Source organism: Pseudomonas sp. NPDC077649 (assembly GCF_044542855.1).
Classification (GTDB): domain Bacteria; phylum Pseudomonadota; class Gammaproteobacteria; order Pseudomonadales; family Pseudomonadaceae; genus Aquipseudomonas.
The window spans coordinates 37,897-54,298 of record NZ_JBITVF010000009.1; the positions used below are offsets into that span (position 1 = coordinate 37,897).

Annotated in this window: 19 protein-coding genes and 1 tRNA gene; 15 read left to right on the plus strand and 5 right to left on the minus strand. The window is 66.0% G+C overall.

The genetic code is table 11. The annotated features are described in order from the left end of the window. Positions 1–97 precede the first annotated feature (97 nt). From secF to queA, 5 genes are all read right to left on the minus strand, one after another. Positions 98–1,015 (minus strand): protein translocase subunit SecF, encoded by a 918-nt coding sequence (gene secF / locus ACIGFL_RS21845; protein ID WP_021442768.1) that lies wholly within the window; start codon positions 1,013–1,015, stop codon positions 98–100. Between the two features lie 2 nt (positions 1,016–1,017). Then, positions 1,018–2,886: a protein translocase subunit SecD gene (secD, locus tag ACIGFL_RS21850; protein WP_397498545.1), complete on the minus strand. Its 1,869-nt coding sequence runs from the start codon at positions 2,884–2,886 to the stop codon at positions 1,018–1,020. 68 nt (positions 2,887–2,954) lie between these two features. Next, entirely contained in the window at positions 2,955–3,287 is a 333-nt protein-coding gene (gene yajC, locus ACIGFL_RS21855; RefSeq protein ID WP_021442770.1) for a preprotein translocase subunit YajC, read from the minus strand. A 40-nt stretch (positions 3,288–3,327) separates the two neighbouring features. After that, a complete protein-coding gene (gene tgt, locus ACIGFL_RS21860) occupies positions 3,328–4,443 on the minus strand; it encodes a tRNA guanosine(34) transglycosylase Tgt (protein WP_397498609.1) in 1,116 nt (371 codons plus the stop codon). Between the two features lie 20 nt (positions 4,444–4,463). Continuing rightward, entirely contained in the window at positions 4,464–5,507 is a 1,044-nt protein-coding gene (gene queA, locus ACIGFL_RS21865; RefSeq protein WP_397498546.1) for a tRNA preQ1(34) S-adenosylmethionine ribosyltransferase-isomerase QueA, read from the minus strand. A 112-nt stretch (positions 5,508–5,619) separates the two neighbouring features. Between queA and ACIGFL_RS21870 the strand changes: the two genes are divergently transcribed. The 15 genes from ACIGFL_RS21870 (at position 5,620) to ACIGFL_RS21940 (ending at position 16,064) form a co-directional block, all read left to right on the plus strand. Further along, positions 5,620–5,704 (plus strand) — tRNA-Leu (locus ACIGFL_RS21870). Positions 5,705–5,900: 196 nt separating this feature from the next. Further along, positions 5,901–6,314 (plus strand): Arm DNA-binding domain-containing protein, encoded by a 414-nt coding sequence (locus tag ACIGFL_RS21875; RefSeq protein ID WP_397498547.1) that lies wholly within the window; start codon positions 5,901–5,903, stop codon positions 6,312–6,314. Continuing rightward, on the plus strand, positions 6,301–7,509 hold the full coding sequence (locus ACIGFL_RS21880) for a tyrosine-type recombinase/integrase (RefSeq protein ID WP_397498548.1): 1,209 nt from the start codon (positions 6,301–6,303) through the stop codon (positions 7,507–7,509). Before ACIGFL_RS21875 ends, ACIGFL_RS21880 begins: the two co-directional genes overlap by 14 nt. Before the next feature lie 424 nt (positions 7,510–7,933). Next, a complete protein-coding gene (locus ACIGFL_RS21885; RefSeq protein WP_397498549.1) occupies positions 7,934–8,920 on the plus strand; it encodes a hypothetical protein in 987 nt (328 codons plus the stop codon). Between the two features lie 169 nt (positions 8,921–9,089). Further along, positions 9,090–9,314 carry a helix-turn-helix transcriptional regulator gene (locus ACIGFL_RS21890; RefSeq protein ID WP_397498550.1) on the plus strand — a complete coding sequence of 75 codons (225 nt, stop codon included), beginning with the start codon at positions 9,090–9,092 and terminating at the stop codon, positions 9,312–9,314. Further along, on the plus strand, positions 9,315–9,668 hold the full coding sequence (locus tag ACIGFL_RS21895) for a hypothetical protein (protein ID WP_397498551.1): 354 nt from the start codon (positions 9,315–9,317) through the stop codon (positions 9,666–9,668). It abuts the gene before it with no gap. A gap of 290 nt (positions 9,669–9,958) precedes the next feature. Next, the gene (locus ACIGFL_RS21900) at positions 9,959–10,120 is read left to right on the plus strand and encodes a hypothetical protein (RefSeq protein WP_397498552.1); all 162 of its coding nucleotides are present in this window, start codon (positions 9,959–9,961) and stop codon (positions 10,118–10,120) included. After that, entirely contained in the window at positions 10,117–10,431 is a 315-nt protein-coding gene (locus ACIGFL_RS21905; RefSeq protein WP_397498553.1) for a hypothetical protein, read from the plus strand. The genes ACIGFL_RS21900 and ACIGFL_RS21905 overlap by 4 nt, the downstream gene beginning before the upstream one ends. After that, positions 10,428–10,766, plus strand: a complete 339-nt coding sequence (locus tag ACIGFL_RS21910; RefSeq protein WP_397498554.1) for a hypothetical protein — start codon at positions 10,428–10,430, stop codon at positions 10,764–10,766. Before ACIGFL_RS21905 ends, ACIGFL_RS21910 begins: the two co-directional genes overlap by 4 nt. Continuing rightward, positions 10,763–11,083 carry a hypothetical protein gene (locus ACIGFL_RS21915; protein WP_397498555.1) on the plus strand — a complete coding sequence of 107 codons (321 nt, stop codon included), beginning with the start codon at positions 10,763–10,765 and terminating at the stop codon, positions 11,081–11,083. The genes ACIGFL_RS21910 and ACIGFL_RS21915 overlap by 4 nt, the downstream gene beginning before the upstream one ends. Before the next feature lie 5 nt (positions 11,084–11,088). Then, a complete protein-coding gene (locus tag ACIGFL_RS21920) occupies positions 11,089–11,229 on the plus strand; it encodes a hypothetical protein (protein ID WP_397498556.1) in 141 nt (46 codons plus the stop codon). Beyond that, positions 11,217–12,092 carry a toprim domain-containing protein gene (locus tag ACIGFL_RS21925; protein ID WP_397498557.1) on the plus strand — a complete coding sequence of 292 codons (876 nt, stop codon included), beginning with the start codon at positions 11,217–11,219 and terminating at the stop codon, positions 12,090–12,092. The genes ACIGFL_RS21920 and ACIGFL_RS21925 overlap by 13 nt, the downstream gene beginning before the upstream one ends. Continuing rightward, positions 12,089–13,837: a DUF927 domain-containing protein gene (locus ACIGFL_RS21930; RefSeq protein ID WP_397498558.1), complete on the plus strand. Its 1,749-nt coding sequence runs from the start codon at positions 12,089–12,091 to the stop codon at positions 13,835–13,837. Before ACIGFL_RS21925 ends, ACIGFL_RS21930 begins: the two co-directional genes overlap by 4 nt. Positions 13,838–14,238: 401 nt before the next feature. Further along, the gene (locus ACIGFL_RS21935; protein ID WP_397498559.1) at positions 14,239–14,871 is read left to right on the plus strand and encodes a hypothetical protein; all 633 of its coding nucleotides are present in this window, start codon (positions 14,239–14,241) and stop codon (positions 14,869–14,871) included. 974 nt (positions 14,872–15,845) lie between these two features. Next, the gene (locus ACIGFL_RS21940) at positions 15,846–16,064 is read left to right on the plus strand and encodes a hypothetical protein (RefSeq protein WP_397498560.1); all 219 of its coding nucleotides are present in this window, start codon (positions 15,846–15,848) and stop codon (positions 16,062–16,064) included. The last annotated feature ends 338 nt before the right edge of the window (positions 16,065–16,402 follow it).

The window sequence follows — 16,402 nt, forward strand, 5'->3', positions numbered from 1 at the left end:
CGACTCGCGCCTTTCTCCCTGCCTAGGACAGCAAAAGGCCGCGACAAGTTCGCCCTGTCGCGGCCCGCGTGCGCACTACATGAAGCAGGTCACAGCCTCAGGGGCGCCCGTCGTCGGCCTCGGCTTCGACGGCCGGCGGAATCAGATCCTCGACGCTCAGCTTCAGCCAGATCAGCACCACGGCGCCGATGTACACCGACGAGTAGGTACCCACCACCACGCCGACCAGCAGGGTCAGGGCGAAGGCCGCCAGCACGTCGCCGCCGAAGAACAGCAGCGCCAGCAGGGCCAGCGCGGTGGACAACGAGGTGGCGATGGTGCGCAGCAGGGTCTGGGTGATCGAGATGTCGATGTTCTCGATCAGCGACGCCTTGCGCAGCATGCGGAAGTTCTCGCGGATGCGGTCGTAGATGATGATGGTGTCGTTCAGCGAGTAGCCGATCATCGCCAGCACCGCCGCCAGCACGGTCAGGTCGAAGGGAATCTGGAAGAACGCCAGCACGCCAAGGGTGATCACCACGTCGTGCACCAGGGAGGCGATGGCGCCGACGCCGAATTTCCACTGGAAGCGAAACGCCAGGTACAGCAGGATGCCGCCCAGCGCCAGGAGCATGGCGATGCCGCCCTGATCGCGCAGCTCCTCGCCCACCTGCGGGCCGACGAACTCGACCCGCTTGACCTCGAACTCGGTGGTGCTGTCGACCTTGCGCAGGGCCTCGGCCACCCGGTTGCCCAGGTCGGGGTCATCGCCCGCCAGGCGCACCAGCACATCGGTGCTGGCGCCGAAGTTCTGCACCACGGCGTCGGCGTAACCGGCCTGGCCCAGCTCGCGCTTGATCAGCTCAAGGTCGGCCGGCTGCTCGTACTGCAGCTCGATCAGGGTACCGCCGGTGAAATCCAGACCGAAGTTCAGGCCCTTGGCGAACAGCGCCCCAAGCCCGACCAGGGTGAGCACCAGGGTCATGGTAAAGGCGATGTTGCGCACCGCCATGAAACGAATGGTTGACTTGATCATGGCTAGATCCACAGCTTCTTGAAGTTACGACCACCGAAGATCAGGTTGACCAGGCCACGGGTGAACATGATGGCGGTGAACATCGAGGTGACGATGCCCAGCGACATGGTCACCGCGAAGCCCTTGACCGGGCCGGTGCCCATGGCGAACAGGATGCCGCCGACCAGCAGGGTGGTCAGGTTACTGTCGAGAATTGCCGAGAAGGCGCGGTCGAAGCCCTCGTGGATGGCGCGCTGCACCGGCAGGCCATTGGCCAGTTCCTCGCGGATACGCGAGAAGATCAGCACGTTGGCGTCCACCGCCATGCCCAGGGTCAGCACGATACCGGCGATGCCCGGCAGGGTCAGGGTGGCGCCGATGGCCGACATCAGACCGACCAGCAACACCAGGTTGAACGCCAGCGCGACGGTCGCCAGCACCCCGAAGAAGCGGTAGATGGCGATGATGAACAGCGCCACGAAGATCATCGCCCACTCGGTGGATTCGATGCCCTTGGCGATGTTCTCGGCACCCAGGCTCGGGCCGATGGTGCGCTCCTCGGCGAAGTACATCGGCGCCGCCAGGCCGCCGGCACGCAGCAGCAGAGCCAGCTCGGATGATTCGCCCTGGCCGTTGAGGCCGGTGATGCGGAACTGACTGCCCAAAGGCGACTGGATGGTCGCCAGGCTGATGATCTTCTTCTCCTCGACGAAGGACGATACGGCCACTTCCTGCTCGACACCGTCGACCACCTGACGCACGTAGCGGGTCACCGGCTTCTGCTCGATGAAGATCACCGCCATGCTGCGCCCCACGTTGTTTCGCGTGGCACGGTTCATCAGGTCGCCGCCGTGGCCGTCGAGACGGATATTGACCTGCGGTCGACCGTTCTCGTCGAAGCTGGCCTGGGCGTCGGTGACCTGATCGCCGGTGATGATCAGCTCGCGCTCGAGCTGCACCGGCGGCCGGCCTTCCTCGCGGAAACCGAAGGTTTCGGTGGCGCCGCGCGGCGCGTCGAAATCGGCCTGCAGGCGGAATTCCAGGTTGGCGGTCTTGCCGAGGATGCGCTTGGCTTCGGCGGTGTCCTGCACGCCCGGCAGCTCGACCACGATACGGTTGGCACCCTGACGCTGCACCAGCGGTTCGGCCACGCCGAGCTCGTTGACCCGGTTGCGCACTGTGGTGAGGTTCTGCTTGATCGAGTACTCGCGGATCTCGGCGATCTTCGCCGCGGTCAGGCCGAGTTGCAGCACCTGCTGACCACCGCGCTCGACGGTGGTGATCTCAAAATCGTTGAAGTCCTTGCGAATCAGGCGCTGAGCCTGCTCCAGCGCATCGCTGTCGGCGAAGCCGAGCTGAATGCGACCGTCCTGTTCCGGCATGCTGCGGTAGCGAATGCGCTCCTTGCGCAGCAGGCTCTTGATCTCGCCTTCGTAGACCTTGCGCCGTACATCCAACGCCTTGTCCATGTCGACTTCCAGCAGGAAGTGCACGCCGCCGGAGAGGTCCAGGCCCAGTTTCATCGGGCTGGCGCCGAGGCTGCGCAGCCAGTCGGGGGTGGTCTGCGCCAGGTTCAGCGCCACCACGTAGTCGTCGCCCAGGGCGCGGCGGACCACGTCCTTGGCCGGCAGCTGGTCATCCTGCTTGGTCAGACGGATCAGGCCAGTGCGGCCGCGTTCGTCGAGGCCGATGTCCTTGACCGCGATGCCGGCATCCTGCAGCGCCTTGCCGGCACGATCGAGATCGGCCTGCTCGATGCTCAGCGCCGAGCTGGCACCGCTGATCTGCACGGCCGGATCGTCCGGATAGAGATTGGGGATGGAGTACACCAGGCCGACGGCCAATACGGCCAGAATCAGCAGGTACTTCCACAGAGGGTATTTATTGAGCATGAACGAGCCGCCCGCTTATGACGCGGGGCGCTAAAAGCGCCCCGTCGAGTGGAAAACTAACAACCGAATCAGATGGCTTTCAGCGTGCCCTTGGGCAGGGTGGCGGCGATGGCCTGCTTCTGGAACTTCAGCTCGACGCTGTCGGAAACCTCGATCACCACGAAATCGTCGGCCACCTTGGTCACCTTGCCGGCGATACCGCCGCTGGTCACCACCTCGTCGCCCTTCTGCAGGCTGCCGAGCAGGTTCTTGTGCTCCTTGGCGCGCTTGGCCTGGGGACGCCAGATCATCAGGTAGAAGATGACCAGAAAGCCGATCAGGAACACCCACTCGAAGCCGCTACCGGCAGGGCCGGCAGCCGGAGCGGTGTCAGCGTAGGCGGCGGGGATGAAAAAGCTCATGTATCACTCCTAATGGAAAGGATGTTGAATCGTTCGGGAATCAGTCCAGCGGCGGCACGGGCAGGCCGCGCTTGGCATAGAAGCTTTCGACAAAGGCGGCCAATGTACCCTGTCCGATAGCCTCGCGCAAACCAGCCATAACCCGCTGATAATGCCGCAAGTTATGGATGGTATTGAGCATGCTACCGAGCATTTCGCCGCACTTGTCCAGGTGATGCAGGTAGGCGCGGGAGAAGTGTTTGCAGGTGTAACAGTCGCAGCTCGGATCCAGCGGCGAGTCGTCGTGCTTGTGCACGGCGTTGCGGATCTTCACCACGCCGCTGTCGACGAACAGGTGGCCGTTGCGTGCATTGCGCGTCGGCATCACGCAGTCGAACATGTCCACCCCGCGGCGCACGCCCTCCACCAAGTCTTCCGGCTTGCCCACGCCCATCAGGTAGCGCGGCTTGTCGGCCGGCATCTGCGGCGGCAGGAAGTCCAGCACGCGGATCATCTCCTCCTTCGGCTCGCCCACCGACAGACCGCCGATGGCCAGGCCGTCGAAGCCGATCTCGCACAACCCTTCCAGCGAGCGCATGCGCAACTCTTCGTGCATGCCGCCCTGGACGATGCCGAACAACGCCGCCGTGCTCTCGCCATGCGCGGTCTTGGAACGCTTGGCCCAACGCAGCGACAGCTCCATGGAGCGCTTGGCCACGTCGAACTCGGCCGGGTACGGCGTGCATTCGTCGAAGATCATCACGATGTCCGAGCCCAGGTCGCGCTGCACCTGCATCGACTCTTCCGGGCCCATGAACACCTTGGCGCCATCGACCGGCGAGGCGAAGTACACGCCCTCCTCCTTGATCTTGCGCATCGCGCCCAGGCTGAACACCTGAAAACCGCCGGAGTCGGTGAGGATCGGCCCCTGCCACTGCATGAAGTCGTGCAGGTCGCCGTGCTTCTTGATCACTTCCATGCCCGGGCGCAGCCACAGGTGGAAGGTGTTGCCAAGGATGATCTGCGCGCCGATATCCTCGACGTCGCGCGGCAGCATGCCCTTGACCGTGCCGTAGGTGCCCACCGGCATGAAGGCCGGGGTCTCGACCACGCCACGGGGGAAGGTCAGCCGGCCGCGACGGGCCTTGCCGTCGGTAGCGAGCAACTCGAAGGACATGCGACAGGTGCGCGACATACTCAAACCTCGGGCCCGCGCGCGGCGGGATTGCGGGTGATGAACATGGCATCACCGTAACTGAAGAAGCGATAGCCCTGCGCCACGGCCTCGCGGTAGGCGGCCATGGTCTCGGCGTAGCCGGCGAAGGCCGACACCAGCATCAGCAGGGTCGACTCGGGCAAATGGAAATTGGTCACCAGGGCATCGACCACATGGAAGGGGCGGCCCGGGTAGATGAAGATGTCGGTGTCGCCGCTGAAGGCCTTCAGCTCGCCATCGCGCGCCGCCGTCTCCAGCGAACGCACGCTGGTGGTACCCACCGCGATCACCCGACCGCCGCGCGCCCGGCAGGCGGCCACGGCGTCGACCACGTCCTGACCGACCTCCAGCCATTCGCTGTGCATATGGTGGTCTTCGATCCGCTCGACACGCACCGGCTGGAAGGTGCCGGCACCGACGTGCAGGGTGACGAAGGCGGTGTCCACGCCCTTGGCGCGGATCGCCGCCAGTAGCTCGTCGTCGAAGTGCAACCCGGCGGTGGGCGCCGCCACCGCACCGGCCTTCTCGGCGTAGACGGTCTGGTAGCGCTCGCGGTCGGCCTCGTCGTCCGGCCTGTCTATATAAGGCGGCAGCGGCATATGACCGACGCGTTCGAGCAACGGCAGCACCGGCTCGGTAAAGCGCAGCTCGAACAGGGCGTCGTGACGCGCGACCATCTCGGCCTCGCCGCCACCGTCGACGAAAATCTGCGAACCGGGCTTGGGCGATTTACTGGAACGCACGTGCGCCAGCACGCGGTGCTGATCCAGCACCCGCTCCACCAGCACCTCGAGCTTGCCGCCGGAGGCCTTCTGGCCGAACAGCCGCGCCGGAATCACCCGGGTATTGTTGAACACCATCAGATCGCCGGCGCGCAGATGGCCGAGCAGGTCGGTGAACTGGCCGTGGCGCAGTTCGCCGCTGGGCCCGTCCAGTTGCAGCAGACGGCTGGCCCGACGTTCGGCCAGGGGATGACGGGCGATCAACGACTCGGGAAGATCGAAGTGGAAATCGGCAACACGCATGATCGGAGGGGGCAATTCTGCAGGGCGGCAAAGCTTACCGGAATTCCCCCAAACTGGCCACGCACGCCGATTGACCGGACCCTGAGGCATCCCTATACTGCGCCGCCATCGTGCCCCGGTGGCGGAATCGGTAGACGCGGCGGATTCAAAATCCGTTTTCGAAAGGAGTGGGAGTTCGAGTCTCCCCCGGGGCACCACTGATACTTACCGAGACTTCCCCAAAAGCCTCGGAACACCAAGAAAGCCGGCCTCTGAGCCGGCTTTTTGTTGCCTGTGCTTCCCGTAGGTTCTCTTGTAAGCCCCCACAATTGGTGGCCTAATTGGGGGCCTCTGAGTTCGGTCACGAAAAAGGCCCCCAGAATGGAAGCAAAGCCAGACGCTGCGGCGCTTTCAGTGCTGCCACCCAAGTCCAAGCCATACAAGACCGGCATCGGCCAGGGCCTCTACCTACTCACCACACCGACCGGCTCCAAACTGTGGCGCCTCAAGTTCTATTTCCAGCAGCAGGAAAGAACCCTAGCCCTGGGCGCGTTCCCGGCCATATCGCTGGAGCAGGCCCAAGAGGCCGCCAACCATGCGCGCCAGCAACTCGCCGAAGGCATTGACCCCTGCGCGGCGCGCAAGGCCGAGCGCGCAGCCAGGCCAAGGGCTGGCGCCAATGCCTTCCGCCTGGTGATGAGCATGGCGCAAGCCCTGACCATCGAGACGCCCCGCCAGACCCTACGCCTCACGCCTGAGCAGACCGCCGCCGTCCGCGCCTTCCTGCTGGCCGCCGATACGGAGAGCAACAGCCATGCCGCTGACTGATTCCGCCATCAAGACCGCCAAGCCCAAGGAGAAGCCCTACAAGCTCAGCGACGCGCACGGGCTCTACCTGGAAGTCAGCCCGACCGGCTCCAAGCTGTGGCGCCTGAAATACCGGGTCGCCGGCAAGGAAAAGAAACTTGCCATCGGCGCCTATCCGATCATCGGGCTACAGCAAGCCCGCCAGCGCCGCGACGAAGCGCGCCAGCAGTTGGCGGACGGGGTAGACCCGAGCGAGCAGAGGAAGGCCGCCAAGCAGGCACAACAGGCCGAGGGGCTTACCTTCGAGATACTGGCCCGGCAGTGGCACGCCTACCGGGCACCGCGCTGGGCGCAATCGATCGCCGACAAGGCCATGGCTTACTTGGAATCTGACCTGCTGCCGGCGCTCGGCCACCGGCCAGCCAAGGCCATCACCCGCCCCGAGCTGGTGGCGCTGATCCGCAAGATCGAAGACCGCGGCGCGCACAACGTCGCCAAGAAAACCCGCCAGTGGCTGAGCCAGATATTCCGCTTCGGGTTGGCTCAGGGCTCCGTAGAGGCAAACCCCGCGACAGACCTGGACGTTATCGCCGCACACGCGCCAGCGACCCGCCACCATCCACACGTCACCTTTGCCGAGCTTCCGGAACTGCTGGGCAAGATCGAAAGCGCCAAGGTCAACGCCTTGACCCGCTGCGCCATCCGCCTCCTGGTGCTGACTGCCGTGCGACCGGGCGAACTGCGCGCCGCGCCCTGGGCTGAGTTCGACCTTGACGCCGCTACCTGGACGATTCCGAAAGAGCGCATGAAAGCACGCCGCGCTCATGTGGTGCCGCTGCCCCGCCAGGCTGTCGCCACCCTGCGCCAGCTCCAAGAAATCACCGGGGCCTATGACCTGGCCTTTGCCGGCCGCAACGAAACGGCCAGGCCGATGAGCGAGAACACCATCAACAAGGCATTGGCCGATGCCGGCTACAAAGGCCGCCAGACTGGCCACGGCTTCCGCCACCTGCTGAGCACCGAACTTAACGGCCGCGGCTACAACCGCGATTGGATCGAGCGCCAGCTAGCCCACGGCGACGCCGACGAAATCCGCGACACCTACAACCACGCGACCTACCTCGAGCAGCGCCGGGAGATGATGCAAGCGTGGGCCGACTCGATAGACGCCCTGTGCGCTGGCGCCAACGTGGTGAGCATCAAGCGCAAGGCATGACAGCGGTTCCCCCGGTTCCCTGGAAATTCACGAAAGTGTAAGTCGCGGGCGACCCCCTCGGTTCCAGCCCTTTGCCGGCAGGCTGTTGCCGACTGAAAGCCGCACTCCTGCGATTTGTGAGGGAACCGAGGGAACCGGGGGAACCCGCTTAGTGCCACGGGGCTTTGAGCGGTTCCCTCACTGAGGGAACCCGAGGGAACCGAGGGAACCAAGGCGCTCGCCCGCTGCTGGCTCCACTGCCGCTACGACGCGTAGCAATGAACGGCACCCGACCCGTGCGCGCCACGAATTGGCGAACCATGAAAACGTGGCGCGCGCCTAGTGCTAGAGCCTTTCTGAATATTTCTCTCATGTTCCCCAGTCTTGCCCAAAACACTAAAAAGCCCTGTTACTATCGGGCCGCCCACTGTATGAACAAACAGGGATGGCGGCATTGCCAAACCAACCACCTCAGCCCTTCGGCCGCGTCCGACTGACTCAAGTTGTGGAGTCGTGGGCCGCAGAGCAACGACTTAACCCGCGCCTGCTGGCAAGAGAGCTGGCCGATGTTCTGCGCACCATTGGCCCAGGCACACACGTCCTGAACCACACCGCCGTCAGCGTGACCCTGTACGACCCTGCCACCGGAGCCGGCGGCGTAACCATTGAGGCCCTGGCCGATTACTTCGACCGATACAGCGTAGGGGCGCCAGCGGATACGATCGAAACAACCAACGGGGCTACCCAGGCCGGCGCGGTATTGATCGCGCGGCACTGGATAGGCCGGCTCGAAATCGAGGCAGAGGCCCGCGCCACCATCGCCGCCGGCTTGCAGCAGGTGGCGCCGGCACCAATCGCCACCGGGGGCGAACAGCCAACCGAGCAGCACCAGCCGCCGCTATCTGGAAGCGCCCCGGAATGCCTCGCCCTGCGCCAGGCACAGCAGCGCCGGGAAGGCGAGCAAAGCGCGGGGGAACGGTTGGAGGCTACCGAGCTGCGCATTGCAGCCCTGGAAAGGGAGCTAGAGCGCCGTGATGCTCGGGAGCAAACCCTAGAGCACGCGCTACAGCAGGCCCAGGAAGAGGCCGAACAACGTCGGCGGGCCGCGGCGGAGGATCGCCGGAAACTCACATTGGCAGAAGATCAACTACGCGAACACGCGGGGATCATCGAGTTCATGAACCCCGACAACCCTTTATCCCCCGTAGAAGGCCGGCGCATTGTGACGGCCTGGTGCGATGTGACCGAGAACGGTAAGACAGACCCAACGGCCGAAACCGGCATAGGTCTCGGGGAGCAGCTGCGGCGCTGGTGGAAGGATCGTTTCGGGGAGCCAGCTGCCATCGTAGTCAGGCATATGCAATGGGCGCTTACCTGGCCGGCTCGCAAGAAGGGTGGCGCCGTGGCCAAGAAAGCACCGAAAAAGGGGTGACAGGTTACACACCCTACCCTGCCTGACATTCGGCAAGTTATTCACAGCACAGCCCCGAACCTGTCACCCCTTTACTGAAATCTGTCATCTGTTACGGCGCCAGCCACCTGGCCAGCATTGAAAGCGTGATTCCCAACAACGCTTTGCAATGCCCCGGAGGGCTGACACGATGGCCAGAAAAACCACCCCCACCCAAACCGCCCGACAGTTCATCAAGCGCCAGGCTGTGGAGCAAATCACCAGCCTGTCGTGCTCCGAGATTTACCGCCGCATTGCGGCCGGCACCTTCCCCAAGCAAATCAACCTGGGCCCCAAGTCCGTAGTGTGGAACGAGGCCGAGGTGCTGGCCTGGTGCGATGAGCGCATCGCCGCCAGCCGCGGGGAGGCCGCCTAAATGAAAAAGGCCACCCGTTCCGAGAAACAAGGCAGCCAGTCGCACGGCCAGACTACCACTACCAGCCAGGGCATGGCACCCAGCAAGATTGCCCGCATCCTGGGCCACCTGCTGAACGCCGGCCCGCTTAATCGCTTCGAGGCCGAGCGCATCGGCGACCACTGCCTGAACAGCACCATCAGCGACCTGGCCAACGACCACGGGCTGATTTTCAAGCGCATCCCGGAGAAGGTGCCCAACCACTGGGGCCAGCCGTGCGACGTGATCCGCTACAGCCTGCCCCGCAGCGAGCGCCGCCGCGCCCGGCTGGTGCTGGATATGCTGTGCCGCAAGGGCCGGAAGGTGGCCGCATGAATACCGCCCCTACCCTGCCAGCCGTTGCCAAGCGTCACCGTCGGCGCTATGGTGTGCCCGTCGCGGTCAATCCCGCGGCCGACCTTGGCCGGTTGAGTTACGGAAGGCGCACAAGCGCCAAGCAGTACCCGGGCGCTTTTTTGTTGCCCGCGTTTTATGGCAGCTGTGCGCGGGACACCTTCGGGTGTGCCGGGCCCCTTTCGTCCCGGTCGGCCAACCCGCGTACAGCTGTCACCATCCCTCGCTTGGCCGCGAACGGTGGCAGCTCCACAACGAAAGGAGCACCACCCATGCAACACGCCCGCAATCCGTCCGCATCACACGCCGCCGCCTGGAAGGCCCGCGCCCTGGCCGCCCTGCGCGCCGACTGTTCCCTGTCCGTTCGCCTGGCCCGCTACAACGCAGCCATGGCCAAGGCCCGAGCTCTGGAAGCCGTAGGGGGTGCGCAATGAGCACTTTCCGCGACCTAGGCACCCCTGAGAGCGTGCTTTCCGTTGCCGGCGACCTGCCGCCCGGTTATCCGATTGATGCCATCGACTGCGCCTTGAGCCGCGCAGAAGCCATGCTGGTGCTGTTGTCCGGCCAGTTCGATGGCACAGGTAACGAACGCCTGGCGGATAGCATCATCTGTAACGCGCTGTGGGCTGTGAGCGGCGACCTGGTCATGCTGCGCAAGCTGCTTGACCACGGCTACGCGACCGAGGAACAGCGCGTTGCCGAAGAACTGGCCCGCGCGCTGGAAAGCAAAGGGGGTGCGCAATGAGCCAGGCACCGACCGCCGCCAACGTGGCACAGGACGCCATCGACCTGCTGACGGCCACCTGTGAGCAGCTGGACATGCTCGCCGCCACCCTGCGCGCCATCCGCAAAGCCTACCCGGCCGCGTTCGCCGAGATGAACGACGGCATCCGCAGCGGGCTACTCGATACCCGCCACCTTTCTGACCTGGGCCTTAGCGCCGCGGCAGATTGGCGCGAGTACCTGGCCGAGCAAGCCAGCGAGCTGGCCGCCCAGCTCGATTACGCCCAGGAGGCGGCAGAGCGTCCGCAAACTGTCCGCACGCCAAGCGGACAAGAAGCCCAAGGGGGTGCGCAATGAGCCGGCACGCCATGGCGCACGGCGCCACCCTCGGGCACGTTGTCACCGTCTGCCACCCCAGCAATGGACGCCGCCGCGAACTGCCCGCGCTGACCATCGGCGGGCTGGCGCTTGAGCTGGCCGGCATGATTCGCGACGCACTGCCCGCCGCCCTGGTTTGCATCGTGCGCGTCGATCTGCGCCCGCCCGAGCGCGAGCAGGCCGAGCAGCAAACGCACGCCATCAAGCGCCAGGTGATCGAGGCGCGAGCAGCCGAGCAGCCCGGCCACGCCTTCCTGGCCGCCACCGGCTTCTGGCCAACCGCCCAGCAGGAGTAACCACCATGCACACGAAAAACGGCGCCCATGCGCCGACGGGCTCGGCTTGCCTGAAAAAAGCCCGCGCCCTGCTGCTGGCGCTGCAACCGGCTGGCGCCGACCTGGTGCTACTGATCGGGCTGGAGGTGCTGCTATGGACTGCGTGAGCGCCTTCCGCGACGCCCTGCAAGCCAGCTATGGCCCGCTTGAGTGGGTGCCCGTGCCTGACGGCACCCTGCGCCGCTTCCATGTGCCAGGCGACAAGGCCGGCACCTGTAACGGCTGGTATGTGCTCCATCTGGACGGCATCGCCGCTGGCGCCTATGGCAGCTGGAAGGACGCCGGCACCTGGCAGCAGTGGAGCAGCCGCGCGCCAGCCAACCCGAGGGAGCATGAACAACTGCGCCAGCGCATCGAGCAGGGCAGGCGCCAGCGCGAGGCCGAACAGCACCAGCGCCAGCAGGCCGCGGCCGAGTATGCCGCCCGGCTGTGGCGCGACGCTCGCCGAGCCGATCCGGGCCACCCCTACCTGGCCGGCAAGGGCTGCCGATCGCACACCCTGCGCCAGCGGGGTGACGTGCTGCTGGTGCCGCTGAGCCGTGACGGGATGCTGGTCAACTTGCAGCGCATCCACCCGGACGGGGCCAAGCGCTTCCTGAGTGGCGGCCTGGTCAAGGGCTGCTGTTCGAGCCTGGGCAGCATCACCGCCGGCCAGCCGCTGTACCTCTGCGAGGGCTGGGCAACCGGCGCCACGATCTTTGAGGAGACCGGCGCCGCCGTGGCCTGTGCGATGAATGCCGGCAACCTGCTGGACGTGGGCCGACGCCTGCAACGCCGCTATCCCGACGCGGTACTCATCGTGGCCGGCGACGACGACCGCCAGACCGACGGCAACCCAGGCCGCACCGCCGCTATCAAGACCGCTGGCGCCCTGGGCTGCGGGCTGGTGCTGCCCGAGTGGCCAGCAGCCGCCCCCGTGACCCTTTCCGACTTCAACGACCTGCGCCAATGGCAGGAGGCCCGAGCATGAGCACGTCCAAGGAAAAAGCCACCGTATTGCAGCTGGTGAGCGAAGCCACCGCGCCGGATATCGAGCGCCCGGCCTTTCGCGTCTACGACCACCCCATGACCACCAGCACCGGCCAGAAGCTGCGCGCTGGGGTCTACTGGCACGGCCAGCGGCCCGGCAAGGGCGACGCTGCGCCCGTGCCGTTCGACCAATGGGTTTGCTCGCCTCTGCACGTCGAGGCCATCACCAGCAGCAATGGCGGCCAGTTCGGGCGCCTGCTGAGGTTCCGCAATACCCTGGGCCAGTGGCGGGAATGGGCCATGCCCATGGCCATGCTGCGCGGTAGCGGGGAGGACTTGCGCGGCGAGCTGCTGAGCATGGGTGTAGAGATCGACCCGGACGGCTTCAAGCAGCTGAACCGCTACATCCAGAGCCAGCGCCCGGGGCGGCAAGTCACCGCGGCGAGTGCCACCGGCTGGCATGGATCCACCCTGTTCATCATGCCCGGCGAGAATATCGGCCAGGGTGACGCCATCCTGCAAAGCGAGGTGGCCAACCTGGACGACTTCACCCGGGCCGGCGACCTGGAGGGCTGGCGCGAGAGTGTGGCGCGCTTCACCGATGGCAACCCGCTGTTGATCCTGGGTATCTGTGCCGCCCTGGCTGGCCCCCTGCTGTATCCGGCGCGCCAGCAGAGCGGCGGGGTCAACCTGTACGGCAAGAGCAGCACCGGGAAAAGCAGCATCGCCCAGGCCGCCGCCTCGGTTTGGGGGCACGGCGAGCAACTGTTGCGCACCTGGAACGCCACCGGCAACGGCCTGGAGGGGATCGCCAGCCAGCGCAATGACGCCTTGCTGGTACTGGATGAGCTGGGCGAGGCCGACCCGGCCAAGGTTGGCGATATCGTCTACGCCCTGGCCAACGGCACCGGCCGCGCTCGAGCAACCCGCACCGGGGCCGCACGCACCACCAACCGCTGGCGCGTGTCGCTGCTGTCATCCGGTGAGCTGACGTTGCCCGCCAAGATGGCCGAGGCGGGAAAGCGCAGCAAAGCCGGCCAGGAGGTGCGGCTGCTGGACTTGAGCGCGGCCCGCCGCTTCGGCTGCTGGGATCACCTACACGACCACACCGACGGCGCCAGCCTGTCCAAGGCCATCAAGCGCGCCAGCGTCACCCACTACGGCCACGCCGGCCCCGCGTTTGTTCGCCACCTGCTGGAGGGCGAGGGCCTGGACAGACTGCCCGAGGCCCTGGCCCTGCTGCGCGGCCAGTACCAGCCCCGCAACAACCTGGAGGGGCGCGCCGCGGATCGCTTCGCCCTGCTGGCGCTGGCGGGTGAGCTGGCCATCGGTTGCGGGCTGCTGCCGCTGGCGCCGGATGCCGCCCGCCTGGCCATGCTGGAGCTGTTCGGCAACTGGCAGAGCGAACGCAGCGCAGACACCAGCGAAGATGCCGCCATCAAGGCGCTGGTGCTGGAGTTCATCACCCGCCATGGCGAAGCCCACTTCTCCGAGCTTGGCAGGGACTGCGCGCCGATCCGTGACCGTGCCGGCTGGTGGCGAGAGGACGGCGCGCGGCGTACCTGGCTGTTCACCAGCGAGGGGCTACGGCGTGCCGTGCCCGGCTTCGAGCAACGCACGGTACTGGACGTGCTGGACGCGGCCGGCTGGATCGCTGAGCGGGGCGAGGCTGGCCACCGCGCCAAGCAGGTGAAGGCCGACGGACAGAGCCGCCGCCTGTACCACCTGCACCCCCTGGAGGGCTGAGCCATGGCCGGCGCCCTGCAACTGATCGCCCGGCTACAGGCTGCGCCGGTTCCCTCGGTTCCCTCACCTGTTTCCTTGAGGGAACCGCCAGAGGCCGCGCCATTGCTGGCGGTTCCCCCGGTTCCCTCGGTTCCCTCACGAACTGAACAACACCCTATCGACACCACCAGCCCGGCCGCACCCGAGCGCCGCAGTGCCTGGGCAGTTATGCGCGGCGGGCGCCCCTGTTGCCAGCTGGTGGGCGAACCAATGACCCGCGCCGAGGCGCTGGAGGCGGCCCGCTGGCGCTGGCCGGATGTGGAGATTCAGGCTTGCCCTGCCGCACCCCGGGGCCATTCCTGAATTGTTCAGTAATTAAGCAAAATCAAGGACTTAAACGACTCGCACTGGAGCCACCACCGATGACACAGAACACAGTCGCCATCCTGGCGGACATAGGCAACAAGCCGGGCACCACCCACCGCGACACCTTGACCATCACCCGCCGCGTACTGCGCATCACCTGCCAGCAGCGCGACAGCATCACCGCCGAGCGCCGCGCCCTGCGACGCCAGGCCGGCAAGTTGCGTCAGTTCCTGCCCTTCACTGCCCAGCAGGTGGCTGATCTGGAGCGCCAGGCCCGCGAGCACCGCGCCGAACAACTGGAGGGCACGCGCCAGGTGCTGGTGGCGTTCGGCACCGTGCTGTTGCGCGACCCTGACGACATAGCCGGCGCGCTGGGCTTCGACCGGCTGGCCGATATGCTGAGCATCAACCCGGCACACCGGGAGCAGGCCCGCCAGGATGGCGGCGAGAGCCTGGCCGGGCTGGTGTCTGCCGCCAAGGCAGAGGACAGCGCCACCCACCACGGCACGACCTGGGGCGCAGGCGGGCCACTGTATCGGGCATGCCAGGCCGCCCTGCTGGAGTTCATCCGCAGTTGCCCGGTTGAGGAGCTGCCGAACCCGTTCGCTCCTGGTGCGCCATTCGGGCCACGCCTCCCGCCTGACCTGCGCCTGGTGCCCGGTAGCGATGGCGCCGCACCCTCGCAGTGATCCCGGAAGTTGCGGGCGGGCTCACCAATAACGCCAAAGTGCCCCCGTTCCTGCACTTCTGCGAAAAGAACGCGGGCCACTGCTGGCGGGCGTTTCCGCTGATTCTTGTATTTCTTCTTGTGGAGGGTGAAGGAAGGGCGAAAGCACGCCCGCGGCCCGAGCCGGTTCCCTCGGTTCCCTCACCTGTTTCCTTGAGGGAACCGCTGGAAGCCGCGCCCTTGCTGGCGGTTCCCCCGGTTCCCCCGCACATCCATAAGGCTGGCACCGACAGCAGGCCCGGCCAGTGGTAACGCTGTGGCCGTTACTGAAACGACGCATCGCCGAGCATCGAGCACGCCCAGGGGGCGAGCGTTCACCACGCCAGCGGCAAGGTGGCAGCGCCCCCCCTGCTTTGGGTCCTCCCGGACGGGGGGTGCCCTGCGGGTAATTCGGGCCCCGGCGCCGCGCTATGTATGAGAATTTTTCGGGGGTTGGTTGTTGTGTTGTTGTCGTCCGCCCGGCCGCACCGGCCGGCGCCCAGGGCCGCGGACATACACCAACCGAGCGCCCGCCCTGGCAGGCAGAGCGAAGACATAGCGCCGGGCACTCCGACGAACCCGCAGACGGCAGGTAGGCGGGGCCCCTGACCTACCCCCCGCCCCCACGGGGAAGGCGTTGAGCCGCGCGGTAGCCGACAATTTTTCGGCCTTCCAATGCTCCACCACACCGCGCGCCATGGCCTGCGGAAAGCCGCGCGCCGCCTGGGCTGGCGCTGATCCTGCTGCTTGTGCGCCTTGTACATTCCTGGCCCTGAAAGCCCGCACCGAATGCACAAGCCAGGGGGCGGGCAAAAAGTCTGGCCCGAGGGAATGCCCGAACGACGGGGGGAGCCGAATTTTCACACCCGCGAAAAATGAAATTCTCACCCCCACTCTTCGGCCTGCTGTCCGTGCATGGTTGGCACAATAGGGGCAGACCACCACGAGGCCGCACCCATGACAGCCATTGATTGCGACTACCTGGACGACTACGACCGCCGCCGCCGCCCCTCGCTGGATATCCCGCCCGAGCTGGCGCGGCTGATCGCCCGCAAGGCCGAAGCACTGGCGGCAGAGTTCGAGAGGCGCGCCCTGGATGAGCTGAGCCGAGCAGCACGCCGCCACCTGCGCACCGGGCAAACGCCTGAGCAAATCGGCTGGCAGCTGGGCCTATGACTGGGCGACGCCCTGCCGCCCCCCACAGCGGGCACAATTCGGCCACAGTGCGAGGGTACTTTTCATTTTGGGGGCATATTTGGGGGCATGAACTTACGACCAAATCAGACCAGACCAGCAGTAGCATGACTTTCAGCCATGAGTTCGAGTCTCCCCCGGGCACCACCTTAGAGCCCGCAAGACCTTGGTCTTGCGGGCTTTTTCATGCCCGCGCCAGGGACTTCGCGCCGTGCCGCACAAGTGCTGCAACTGCACTTTCCCAGCCCCTCGGCGAGCCCCGTAAAACCTGGCCAACAGCCGCGCCGGCGGGGGTTGGCAATTGCGCAAAAGTTAGCGTA